This window comes from Solirubrobacter phytolaccae (genome assembly GCF_027587195.1).
In the GTDB taxonomy this organism is placed as follows: Bacteria; Actinomycetota; Thermoleophilia; order Solirubrobacterales; family Solirubrobacteraceae; genus Solirubrobacter; species Solirubrobacter phytolaccae.
Window position 1 is genome coordinate 1 of the sequence record NZ_JAPDDP010000045.1, and the last position, 12,162, is coordinate 12,162.

At 72.4% G+C, this 12,162-nt stretch carries 8 protein-coding genes and 1 riboswitch; of the genes, 4 read left to right on the forward strand and 4 right to left on the reverse strand.

The genetic code is table 11. From position 1 onward, the window contains the following. Positions 1-826: 826 nt before the first annotated feature. On the reverse strand, positions 827-2,842 hold the full coding sequence (locus tag OJ997_RS21935) for an O-antigen ligase family protein (protein WP_270027376.1): 2,016 nt from the start codon (positions 2,840-2,842) through the stop codon (positions 827-829). Between the two features lie 265 nt (positions 2,843-3,107). Here OJ997_RS21935 and OJ997_RS21940 point away from each other — a divergent pair, with 265 nt between their 5' ends. From OJ997_RS21940 to OJ997_RS37735, 4 genes are all read left to right on the forward strand, one after another. Continuing rightward, positions 3,108-4,592, forward strand: coding sequence for an exopolysaccharide biosynthesis polyprenyl glycosylphosphotransferase (locus OJ997_RS21940; protein WP_270027377.1), 1,485 nt, complete (start codon positions 3,108-3,110; stop codon positions 4,590-4,592). Further along, positions 4,579-6,012 carry a tyrosine-protein kinase domain-containing protein gene (locus OJ997_RS37730; RefSeq protein WP_270027378.1) on the forward strand — a complete coding sequence of 478 codons (1,434 nt, stop codon included), beginning with the start codon at positions 4,579-4,581 and terminating at the stop codon, positions 6,010-6,012. Before OJ997_RS21940 ends, OJ997_RS37730 begins: the two co-directional genes overlap by 14 nt. 91 nt (positions 6,013-6,103) lie before the next feature. After that, a riboswitch (cyclic di-GMP riboswitch) is annotated at positions 6,104-6,179 on the forward strand. 88 nt (positions 6,180-6,267) lie between these two features. Then, entirely contained in the window at positions 6,268-7,683 is a 1,416-nt protein-coding gene (locus tag OJ997_RS21950) for a cellulase family glycosylhydrolase (RefSeq protein ID WP_270027379.1), read from the forward strand. A 25-nt stretch (positions 7,684-7,708) separates the two neighbouring features. Continuing rightward, the gene (locus OJ997_RS37735) at positions 7,709-9,076 is read left to right on the forward strand and encodes an O-antigen ligase family protein (protein WP_270027380.1); all 1,368 of its coding nucleotides are present in this window, start codon (positions 7,709-7,711) and stop codon (positions 9,074-9,076) included. Here OJ997_RS37735 and OJ997_RS21960 read toward each other — a convergent pair. Genes OJ997_RS21960 through OJ997_RS21970 form a run of 3 tightly spaced genes read right to left on the reverse strand, consistent with a single transcriptional unit; the run spans position 9,052 to position 12,160 of the window. Beyond that, positions 9,052-10,155, reverse strand: coding sequence for a glycosyltransferase (locus OJ997_RS21960; protein ID WP_270027381.1), 1,104 nt, complete (start codon positions 10,153-10,155; stop codon positions 9,052-9,054). The two genes, OJ997_RS37735 and OJ997_RS21960, sit on opposite strands and share 25 nt — an antisense overlap. Then, complete coding sequence (locus OJ997_RS21965) at positions 10,152-11,246, reverse strand: glycosyltransferase family 4 protein (protein WP_270027382.1); 1,095 nt, start codon at positions 11,244-11,246, stop codon at positions 10,152-10,154. Before OJ997_RS21965 ends, OJ997_RS21960 begins: the two co-directional genes overlap by 4 nt. 20 nt (positions 11,247-11,266) lie before the next feature. After that, positions 11,267-12,160, reverse strand: coding sequence for a glycosyltransferase family 2 protein (locus tag OJ997_RS21970; protein ID WP_270027383.1), 894 nt, complete (start codon positions 12,158-12,160; stop codon positions 11,267-11,269). Positions 12,161-12,162: the final 2 nt, after the last annotated feature.

The following is a 12,162-nucleotide window of genomic DNA, read 5'->3' on the forward strand; positions in this document are numbered from 1 at the left end:
GCTGGTGTTCGACACGAGCGGCTCGATGCTCGCGACCGACGTCCAGCCGTCCCGCCTCGCCGCGCCGCCCCCGCCGCGCCGCCTCGGCCACGCACACCGCCGGGCTGCGCCGTCTCTCGCTGTGCCGCCTGTCGCCGCGCCGCCTGTCGCCGCGCCGCCTGTCGCTGCGCCGCCCCTCGTTGCGCGGCCCACCGCCGCGTTCCACCGCCGCGTCCCGCCGCGCCACGTCCCGCCGCGCCATCGCCGTGGAGCTCCGCGCGCGACGCGTCTCGTTGTGTCGCCGTGTCCGGGGAGCACACCGTCGGGCGCCGCGTCAAGAAACTCGTGCCCGCCACGGCGGCGGAGTGCGCGGCCGTCGTCACGAGTTTCTTGACCCGACGCGGCCGGCGCGCTCTGGGCTAGTCAGGCCGGCTGGGGCCGGCGAGCCCCACGCGTGCCCAGAGCGCACCCGCCACTCGAGCGTTCACTTTGTCAACCAGAGGTTGACCAACCGATCACTCGCATGGCCAATGCCACGCGAACGTCGGGTTTGTTCCCATAGCGGGAACAAAGTCAGAGTTCGCGTGGCCGACGCCACGCGAACCTCGACAAAACGACCGCATAGGTACAAAACTCGCGGTTCGCGTGGCACGACGGCCCAAACGAGCGCACTCGGCCCGCGCCCGGGCGCAAACCGGCGCAGCCGCTCACCCGCACAAGAGCGCGCCGGCCGCCGCGTGTCAAGCGGCTCGCCGCGCAGCGCGAGTTGCTTGACACGCGGCCCGACGGTGTGCTCCCCGACGCGCACGAACCCGCCGCGCGCCACACGAGCTGAACTCCGCCCCGATCAGCCGCCCGGCAGCTTGGCGCGCGCGGCAGCGCGGAACCGCACAGCCGGATCGTCCGAGTTCAGGGCCTTCTGCAGGTCCGTCGCCATCGGCTCGAACGGGTTGAGCCGCACCGCCTCGGCGGCCATCGGCCGCGGGTCCCGGCCCGCGATGGCCTGGGCCACGGCGAGTCCGTAGGCGTAGCGCCAGTTGTCCGGGTCGCGCTCGCGGGCCGACTGCATGGCCTCCACGCCGAGCGCGTAGGCGCCGCCGCGCAGGTTGCAGTAGCCGAGGATCGCGTAGGGCTCGGGCGCGAACGGCAGCCGGTCGCGCGCGGTCAGCGCGTCGTTGACAGCGGTCGCGCAGTCGCCGCGCGAGAAGGCGCGGGAGGCGGACGTCAGCGCCGAGTCCGCGCTGGCGACGAGCCACGGCGTGACCGCCACGAGCAGGCAGGCGAGGCCGACGACGACACGGGCCGTGCGTCCCGGCGGGCGTCCGCGCGCCGCGCCCAGCGGGGCGGCGACGATCACGCCGGACGCCGCGAAGAACCACACGAAGAGCGAGGGCATCTCCCAGTCCCAGTCCGTGCAGGCGTGCAGCAGCAGGGCGATGCCGGCGGCCGCCACCGCGGCGTGCGCGTCACGGTCCTCCCGCTCACGGTCGAAGCCGCGCCGCACCGCCACGACCAGCGGCGTCATCAGCATCACCAGCAGGAACGCGAGCCCGACCACGCCGAGCTCGGCGAGCGTCTCCAGCACGAGCGAGTGGGCGTCGCGAATGATGTAGAAGAACGGCCGCCGCTGCTCCCATTCGACCTGGAACGTGCCCGCGCCCGTGCCGAGGACGCGGTGGTCCTCCCAGATGTCGAGCGTGACCTTCCAGAAGTCCAGGCGCCCGTTGTTGCCGACCTGCAGCAGCCGGTCGCGCGCGTCGCCCGTGTCCGGGACGACGTTGCCGCTCTGGAAGGAGTCGACCGCGTCCGTGACGCGGCCCGGCGCGTCCACCCACAGCAGCGCGGCGACCACCACGAGCACGGCCGCGAAGCCCACCCCTAGGCGGTCGGCGCGCCGCTGCGGGCCCTTTCCCCGGGCGACGCGGCGCAGCGCCGGCTCGACGCGCTCGGCGAGCAGGCGCAGACCGGCGGCGGCCACGACCATCAGGGCGAGCACGAGCGCCACGCGGTGTCCCTGCCCGGGCCCCGCGCCCTCCGCGTAGCGGTCCGTCCCGAGCTCCTCGGCCCGGTAGGCGAACCACAGCACGACGGCCGTCGGCGGCGTCACCGCCGCGAGCGCGAGGAACACGCGGAGCCGCCGCACGCACACGACGTAGACGACGACGCCGACCGCGCAGGCCGCGATCGCACCGCGCGAGAACGTCAGGTAGAGCGCGAGCGCGCCGACCGGCACGGCGGCCGCGCCGAGCACGCGCATCAGCCGCGGCTGCTGGGCGTCGGCGGCGTTCGCCAACGCGAGCAGGACCGTGATCGCGCTCGCCATCCCCATCGCGTTCCAGTACGTGAGCGGGAACGCGAGCCGCCCCGCGACGAACCGCCCCGAGGTCGGGAAGACGTCCGGCACGATCCGGCTCGCCAACCCGGCGAGGCAGATGACCGCGAACGCGCCGAGCAGCCAGCGGAGCAGGACCGCGAGCGTCCGCGGCCCTCGCGGCGCCATCGCGAACAGCAGCAGCACCTCGAGGTAGAGCAACGCGCGATCGAATTCCAGGGTGGCCCGGGCCGGCGCGTCCGACCACACGGCGGACAGAAGCGCGAGGCTGGCGAGCCCCGCCGCGCCAAGTGCGGTGACCGCCGCGAGCCGGCTCCAGCCCGCGAATGGATCCTCCGCAAGTGTCACCCGTAAGACCAAAGCGACCGCGCCGGCGACCGCCGTGATCGCCGTGATCGACGGGAAGAACCCGCCCGCACGGAAGGCCAGCAGCAGGGTCAGAGCGGCTGCAAATGGGGCGGGAGCGTGGTGCGCGAGCTTGCGCGCACGCGCGCGAAGACTGTCCGCGCCGGGCGCGAGTTCGGTGGTCATAGAGAGGTCCGGAGTGCCAAAAATCCGTCATACGGACGGATGTACTGGTTGAGTACCGCCGAGGGCGGCCGCACAATCATCCCTGGACAACACCGTATTTGCCGCCAGGCGCGTGGAGGCGTCATCGGTAGCAGGAGACGGCCACCGAAACGAAGAAACACCGAGTGTCTACACACAGAAATTGGGTACAGCGGCCCGTGGCGGGAGCGGCAGTGCCCGGCAGTGAGGTACAGGACGGCGTAGTAGAAGGGGCGTAGGCGGAGGCGTGAGCGAACAAGTGGCAACGAGCGAGAGGCTGCCAGCAGGGCTGGAGCTGCGGACCGTCGGTCGACCGACGACTGCCGCGCGTCGTTCGAGCAATGCACGGACGCTCGCGCTGGTCGGCATCGACGCCGTCGCGATGCTCCTGGCCGTCCTCGGCGCGCATGCCTGGAGCACGCAGCCGCTGCGTGACGGGATCGCCGCCGTCGTCGTGCTCGCCACCATGGCCGCGTTCGCGACCGCCGGTTGCTACCGGCCCCGCGCGACGCTGCCCTCCCGTGAGGAGCGCCGGACGCTGCTCGTGGCACCCGCGCTGATCGTCATGTTCGCCGCCGCCTTCGAGCTCGCGACCACCCACCCGGGTGCGGGCGACGCCGGCGTGCGCCTGTGGCTGCTGATGGCGACGCTCGTCGGCACCGGCCGGCTCGGCGTCGCCGGAGCCGAGGCGCTCGTGCGCCGGACGTCCACCCCGACGGGCCGCGCGACGCTCATCGTCGGCGCCGGCCACGTCGGCCAGACGCTCGCCCAGCGGCTGGTCGCCGAGCCGCAGTACGGCCTGCAGCCGATCGGCTTCCTCGACAAGGAGCCGCTCACCGGCGACGACGAGACGCTGCTGGACCTGCCGGTGCTCGGCGCGTCCTGGCACCTGGAAGAGGTGATCGCCGAGCACGACGTGCAGCACGTGATCGTCGCCTTCTCGACCGCCCCGCCGTCCGTCGTGCTGGACATCGTGCGTCGCTGCTGGCGCCTGGGCGTCGGTGTGATGGTCGTGCCGCGCCTGTTCGAGGTCGAGGGCCGCCGCGCGCGCGTCGAGCACCTCGGCGCCCTTCCGGTCGTCGCGTTGAACCCGTCGGACCCGCGCTCGTGGCAGTTCACGATCAAGTACGCGATCGACCGCATCATCGCCTCGTTCGTGCTGCTGGCGCTCTCGCCCGTCCTGGCCGTCCTGGCCGTCGGCACCAAGCTCAGCTCGCCGGGCCCGATCTTCTTCCGCCAGCGCCGCGTCGGCCTGGACGGGCACGCGTTCGACATGCTCAAGTTCCGCACGATGTCCGGTTCCCCGGACTCCCGGGGCGAGAACGACGCCGCCTGGGCGATGGCCACGCTCGGCCTGGCCGAGGGCGGCACCGAGGCTGCGCCCGAGGACCGGCGCACGCGCTTCGGCACGTTCCTGCGTCGCACCTCGATGGACGAGCTGCCCCAGCTGTGGAACGTCGTGCGCGGCGACATGTCGATCATCGGGCCGCGCCCGGAGCGCTCGCACTACGTCGAGCAGTTCCAGGACGCCATCTATCGCTACCCTGACCGCCACCGCGTCAAGTCGGGGCTGACCGGGTGGGCACAGGTGAACGGGCTCCGGGGAGAGACCTCATTGCAAGACCGGATCGAGTGGGACAATTTCTATATCGAGAATTGGAGTCCCCTCCTCGACCTGAAGATCGTCTTGAAGACGATCCCGGCCTTGCTCTTCGCCCGTGGCGACCGCTGACACCCTGACCTCCTCCGGCCGCCGTACGGCGGCCGACGACATCCTCGGAATCGTGTGGCGCCGTCGCTGGACGGCGCTGACCGCGTTCGTGGCCGTGCTGGCCTCCGTGGCCGCGATCACGGCGACGCTGTCACCCGCGTACGAGGCGACGGGCTACATGCTCGTGACGCCGAGCCGGCCGGTGTCCTCGGACTTCGAGCAGACGCAGATCTCCTCGGCGCTGCTGACCACCTTCGTGCAGCTGCTGCAGACGCAGAACCTCGCGGACGAGGTCGAGCGTCGCGTCCGCGGCCGGGCAGGCATGCCCGCTGACCCCAAGAACGCCTTGACCGTGGAGGGCGTGACGGACTCCCAGCTGCTCCGGGTGACGACCGAGGCCGAGACGCCCGAGGCGGCGCAGCTGCTCGCCAACACGTACACGCAGGTCTTCCAGGAGCGCACGCGGCAGCTCGCGTCCTCCGAGGCCTCGACGGGTAAGGCGAGCGTCGCCGAGCCCGCGACGCTGCCCTCGACCCCGGTCCGTCCGCGCCCCAAGCTCTACCTCGCGGCCGGCGCCCTGCTCGCCGCGCTGGCGGCGATCGGCGCCGCGCTCGCCGCGCACCGCCTGGACCGCCGCCTCGAGATCACCGACTCCATGACCGACGTGCTCGGCCTCCCGATCATCGGCCGGATCCCGCAGGGCTCCACGGCCGACGTGGAGCAGCTGCTGCAGGGCGAGCGCCTCGAGACGCGCGACGCCCGCGCGGCCGCCGAGGGCTTCCGGCTCGTGCTCGCCAACCTCACCTTCGCGAACGTGGGCAAGCGCCCGCGCTCGGTGGCCATCGTGTCCTCGGACGAGCAGGAGGGCAAGTCGACCGTCGCGCTCAGCGTCGGCCGCGCCGCCGGCGAGCTCGACCTGCCGACGCTGCTCGTGGAGGCCGACCTGCGCCGCCCGAGCCTGGCCAGCAAGAGCGGCGCCTGGGTGAACTCCCCCCGGGGCTTCTCGAGCATCCTCGTCAACGGCTCCTCGATGGGCGAGGCCGTGTGGCCGATCGCCGACTCGAGCATGGACCTGCTGCCGGCCGGTCCGCTGCCGCCGAACCCGGCGGCGCTGCTCGGGTCCGAGGCGCTGAGCGACTTCGACCACGAGGCCCGCGCGCGCTACGAGCTCATCCTGTACGACACGCCGCCGCTCTCCGTGGCCGCCGACGCGTCGCTGATCGCGTCCGTCGTCGAGGGTGTCGTGCTCGTCGTGGACGCCCGCAGGACGCAGCGCCGGGTGGCCGAGCAGGCCGTCGACCAGTTGCGACGCGCCCAGGCCACGATCTTCGGCGTGGTGGTCAACCGCGTGGACCCCGGCCCCTTCACTTCTGGCTATTACGCCGAAGGGCCGCCGCAGAAGGCGCGCGACGAGCGCGACCGACGCACCGTCGAAAAGTAATTTCGGCGAACATTCTGGACGCTCATCAAATGTTTGAGCTTGTGTCCAGAGGGCATCCTGTCGATAACAGGTAGCGTCAGCCATCTTCCCGCCTGCGAAAGGGCAAACCCGTCGTGAGGCGGGGACGCAAAGCCACGGGACTCAACTGAGTCAGCCGAGCTGCCGAACAGGACCACTGCGTGGGCGGACGCACATCGGGAGGTCATCACCTTGCTTCGCCCGCGGGTCAGCGCATATCTTGCTGCGTTCATTGCTGTGCTCGGTGCCTGGTCGATGATCCCGTCGTCCGCCGCGGCCGCCACCAAGCTGGCCGGTGTGCAGGCCCATCTGCTGTGGGCCAACGTCGACACCGCTGAGATGAAGCGCCAGCTCGATCTCGTCAAGTCCTCGGGCTCGACGATCACCCGCGTCGACGTCGGCTGGTCCTCGCTACAGGAGACCGGCCCGGACTCGTTCAGCAGCTACCACCTCGGCCGCCTCGACGCGCTCGTGAACGCGGCCGAAGCGCGTGGGATCAAGCTGCTGCTGACCTTCACGTGGACGCCGTGCTGGGCGTCCAGCGCGCCCGAGTCCCTCAAGCAGGGTTGCGCGGGCGAGTGGTGGTCGCGCGGTGTGGACCGCTACGTGCCGAAGGACCCCGCCGCGTACGCCAGCGCCCTGGGCAAGGTCGCCGCCCGCTACAAGGGCCGGGTCAAGGCGTGGGAGATCTGGAACGAGCCCAACCACGAGGCCTATTTCAAGGCGCCCGATCAGGCCGCGGCCTACGCCGCGCTGGTCAAGGCGGCCTACCCCGCCGTCAAGGCGGCCGACCCGAACGCGACGGTCGTCGCCGGCTCGCTGTCCGCGTCCGACCATGCGTTCACCACGCGGCTGTACCAGCTCGGCATCAAGGGCTCGTTCGACGCCTTCTCCATCCACCCCTACAGCGACGACGTCTCGCCGCTGGACCCGCGCATCGACCAGGACCCGAAGTACTCGTTCATCCGCGGCGTGCCGGCGGTGCGTGACGTGATGGTGGCCAACGGCGACGGCGCGAAGCCGATGTGGCTGACCGAAGCCGGCTACAGCACCTCACCGACGCGCTCGACCCACCGCTACCTCAACGGCGTCTCCGAGGCCACGCAGGCCGAGTTCGTCAAGTTGCAGGTGCAGCAGGTCGCCAAGTGGTCCTACGTGGACGCGACGATCTGGTTCAACCTCAAGGACACGAGCAACGACGTCAACGACCTCTACGCGAACTGTGGCCTGAGGAGGTGGGATGGGTCGGCCAAGCCTGCTTGGGCGGCGTTTCAAGACAGCATTGCGATCCTCACGCATGGCGAAGAGCAGCCGGGTCCAGGGCCGCAGCTCCCGGAAGGTCCGCGGGAACCGCTGACGCCGGCGCCGCCCGCGCCGCAGACGCCGGCCCCGGTGGACACCGCGCCGGTGGTCCCGGTCACGCCCGTCACACCCGTCAGCCCGGTCGCGCCCATCACCCCGGTCACGCCCGCCCCGCCCGCCACGCCGACGAAGCCGTCCATCACGAAGCGCCCGCCCGCGAAGACGACGAAGCGGCCGACCAAGAAGAAGACGGTGTCCGCGAAGACCTCGCGCGCCACCAAGAAGGCCAAGGCCCGGGCGAAGGCGCGCGTGGCCGCCAAGCGCAAGGCCGTGGCCAGGCGCGCCCGCTGACAGCGCGCCGCCTACCATCGTCGGCGTGACCGTCGGCTCGCGCGTCCTGCTCCTGGGTGGCATCGCCGCCGCCTGCATGGCGGCGGTCGTCCAGGTCATGGTGATGGCACAGCTCGGCGGGCCGGCCGGGTTCGGCCTGCCGATCGCGATCGTCGTCGTGATCGTGGTCGTCCGTCAGCCCCTGCTCGGCTTGCAGCTCGCGCTCCTGGCCGTGCCGCTCGAGTACTTCTCGTTCAGGGTCGGCGGCCTCGTCGGGTTCAGCGCCACGGAGTTGCTGCTGCTGCTCACCGCCGGCGCCACGCTGCTCGAGTGGGCGGTGCTCGGCCGCGTGCCGCCGGTGCCGCCGGCGCTGCGCGCGCTGGCGCTCATCTGCCTCGTGATCGCCCTCGGGCTCACGGTCGCGCGCGACACCGAGGCCGTGACGAAGGTCCTGCTCATGTGGTCCACGTTCACGGTCGTCGGCGTGCAACTCGCCAACGCGCCGTTCAGCGTCGTGCAGCGCACGATGGTCTGCATGGCGCTGGCGGGCGGGCTCGTCTCGTTGCTCGCCATCGCCACGAGCGGGACGCAGACGCTCGTCGCGGGCGGCGCCGCCGTCACGGGCCGCGCGCAGGGGAGCTTCCCCCAGCCGAACACGATGGGCTTCTTCTTGCTGATGACGCTGCCGATCGCGATGGTGCTGGCGACGCGGGGCTCGGTGTGGTTCCGCGCCACGATGGCCGTCGTGGCCACGCTGAGCGTGGTGGCGCTGGTGCTCTCGCTGTCGCGTACGAGCCTGCTGGGCGCCGGGCTGGCCTTCCTCGTGCTGCTGCTGTCGCCGCCGTTCCGTCGCCTCGCGTTCGTGGCGCTCGCGGTGCTGCTCGTGTCCGCGTTCGCGAACGCGCGGGCGCTGTCCCAATCGCACCAGGTCGAGGTGGTGACCTCGCGGCTCGGCACGCTGGGCCAGGGCGGCAGCGCCGTCCGCAACGACCCGCGGTTCGAGATCTACAGCGCGGTGCCCGGCGTCTTCGCCGATCATCCCTTGCTCGGGGTCGGCGCACACAACTTCCCGCTGGTCTCGCGGGAAGTCGGGCTGAACGAGGGCGGCGAGCCGTACGACCACGCCCACAACGTCGTGTTGACGTTCGCGGTGGAGCTCGGGACGGCCGGCTTGGTCGCGCTGCTCTGGCTGCTCGTGGCCGTCGGCCGCATGGTCGTGCAGGCGGCTCGCACCCGCGGCGATCCGGTCACGGGCGCGCTCGGGCTCGCGCTCACCGCGTCGATGGTGGGCAGCGTGATGACGAGCCTCGGCGACTACCCGCCGCGCAACAACGTGATTGCGGCGACGTTCATCGCGCAGGTCGCGATGCTCGCCGCCCTCGCGCGCGCTCAGGCGGCGGCGCGCTCGGCGTAGACCACTTCGAGGTCGTCCACCATGCGCGTGAGCGAGAACCGCTCGGACCAGCGCTCGCGAGCGCGCGCACCCATGGCGCGCAGCCCTTCCGGATCGTGGGCGAGCGCGCTGATCGCCGCCGCCAGCGCGGCCGTGTCCTCCGGCGGGACGAGCCGGCCGGTGACGCCGTCCTCGACGGCCTCGGCGATGCCGCCGACGTCGCTCGCGATCGTCGGCAGCCCGCAGGCCATCGCCTCGAGGATGGCCAGCGGCAGCGACTCCCAGCGCGAGGGCAGCACGAGCATGTCGAAGCCGTGCAGGAAGCGCTCCACGGGCGGGGTGAAGGGCAGGTGGACGACCCGCTCGCCGAGGCCATGGGCCGCGATCGCCTCGCGCACCTCCCCCTCGAACTGACCGGAGCCGACGATCACCACGGTGCCGGGGAACGGCTCGAGCGCCGCCGCCTCGACCAACCGCACCGGCTCCTTCGGCGGATCCATCCGCGACAGGAAGCCGATGATCGGCCGGGGCAGGGCCGTGAGCCGCGGGTCAGGCTCGGCGCTCACGCACGCCGGGACGCCGTTCGGAACGACGTGGAGCTTCCGGCGCGTGCCGAGGAGACTGCGCCGGCTCCCCGCCGCCTCCCAGTTCGAGCAGGCCACCAGCGCGCCGGTGCGCGGCAGCAGCGCTTGCTCGGCGGCCCAGTAGACGGGGCGCGCGGCGCCGAACCCGGCCAGGAACGCGAAGCAGTGCGGCGTGTACACGATCCGCCGGGAGCGCGGCAGCGCCGCGCGGACCAGCGCGCCGGCCTTGGACGAGTGGGCGTGGATGACGTCGTAGCGCCGGTCGGAGTCGAGCTCGCGCAGACGCGCGATGGTCCGCACGCCCCCGGCGCCGATCAGCCCCGACATCGGCAGCGCGTGCACACGCGCGCCCGCCGCTTCCAGCCGGGCGCGCTGCGGAGAGCCCGGTCCGGCCGCCTCCGAGGCCGCGACCTCGACGTCCCAGCCGCGCGCGCTGAGCTCGCCCGTGAGGTGGACCACGTGCTGCGGGACGCCGCCTTCGGCTGGTTGCACGACGTGCAGGATGCGGCGGGTCATCGGACGGCCTCGCGATACCGCTCCTGCATGCGCTCGGCCATCCGCTCGAGCGTGAAGTGCTCGGCCACACGGCGCCGACCGGCGACCGCGAAGCGCTCGCGAAGGGCCGGGTCGAGCAGCACGTCGGCGAGCGCGTCGGCCAGCGCGTCGGCGGTCGGCGGCACGAGCCGGCCGGCGTCGCCCAGGACTTCCGGGAGCGCCCCCGCCGCCACGGCCACCACGGGCGTGCCTGCCGCCATCGCCTCGATCGCCACCAGGCCGAAGCCCTCCCCCGGGGATCCGCCCGGGACGTGCGGCCCGCTCGGGACCGCGACCACATCCGCGCCGGCGAGCAGCCGTGCGGGATCGTCCTGCCACGGCAGGAAGCTGACCGCGCTCGTCACGCCGAGGCCCGCCGCGTGCACGGGCAGCTCGTCCGCGATCTCCGGCTCTGAGACATCGCGCTCCCCCGCGATCACCACCTGCGTGTTCGGAACGCGCTCGCGCAGTCGAGGAAGCGCCGCGACCAGCATCCCGGCGCCCTTCACACGGCTCAGGCGGCCGAGGAAGAGCACGACCGGCGCCGTCATGTCGAGGCCGAGCCGTTCGCGCAGCTGCGCTCGAGCCGCGTCACGGTCCACGTCGACCGGCCGGGTGCCGTTGGGCACGACGTGCACACGCGCGGAGAGGGCGCCGGGCACGGCCGCGGTGACCGCCGAGCTCACGCCGACCACCTGCCGGCACAGCGGGGCGACCACGCTCGTGAGCCAGCGATCGCCGGAGAAGTCGTGCTTGACCCAGATGACGGGCACGCTCGAGCCGAGCGTCGCGAGCCCCGCGACCAGGGCCGCTTTGATGCCGTTGGCATGGACGACGCGGGGCCGCACGCGCCTCAGCTCACGGCGCAGACGCACCGCGCCCGTGAGGAGGCCGAGTCGCCTGCCCGCCGGCACGACGGTCACGGGGTACCCCGCCGCGCCCAGCCGATCCACGAGCCAGCCCGCCTGCAAGACGACGACCTCGGCGATCCATGAGGGTCCGAGCTCGCCGAGCAACAGCTCGAGATAGCGCTCCGATCCGCCCGGTTGCGCGTGCGAGGAGACGAAGGTCACCCGGACGGGACCAGGCGCGCTCAGAGGGTTCTCCGCCGTGCGACGTCCCACAGCCCGTCGAGCAGCCCGCGGGCACCCTGCCAGTCTGCGTTGACCACGCGGTGGACGACGGTGATCGCCATCATCGCCCACCAGTGCGCGTGCGCCCCGCGCCGATCGGAGAAGGACTTCTCGAGCGTGTAGTGGCGCCGGACGACGAGCCTGCGGTTGAACTCACGCGCACGCGACGTGCTGAAGCCGGTGTTGCGGTGGACGAGCTGGGCTTTGGGCGTGTAGATCAGCCGGCCGCGCCGCGAGAGCCGGTAGGCGAAGTCCTCGTCGTCGAGGAACGCGTAGCCGTTGGGCGCCTCGAGCCGCTCGTCGAAGCGCGTGGCCCGCGCGTCTTGGATGCGTGCCGCCATGAAGCACCCGGACATCGTCTCGACCGTGTGCTGCTCGTCGACCGACCACAGCCGGTTGGGGTAGCCGCTGCGGGTCATCGTGCCCTGGGCGCCGGCGCCGGGCAGCCAGCGGCGCAGCCGCGAGTGCTTGAGGGACAGCCTCCGTGGAGACCCCTCGATGATCTTTCCCGTGGCGCCCACGACGCCCGGGTCCTCGAAGGGCTCGAGCAGCTGCTCGAACGCGTCGGGCTCGAGCAGCACGTCGTCGTCCACGTACACGACGATCTCGCCCTGCGCCTCGTCGAGTCCGTAGTTGCGCTGACGGCAGAGGCCCGGCGCGGAGCCCAGATGGCGGAGCTCCAGCGCGGGGTGCGCCGCCGTCGCCGCGCTCACCGCGTCCCGGCTTTCGCTTCCCTCGGACGCGTCCACGACGAGCACCTCGGCGGAGCGCAGCGCGCATGCCGCGAGGCTGGCAAGCGTGTCGGCCAGCAGCTCCGGACGATCCTTCGTCACGATCACGATCGACTGGCGCACGC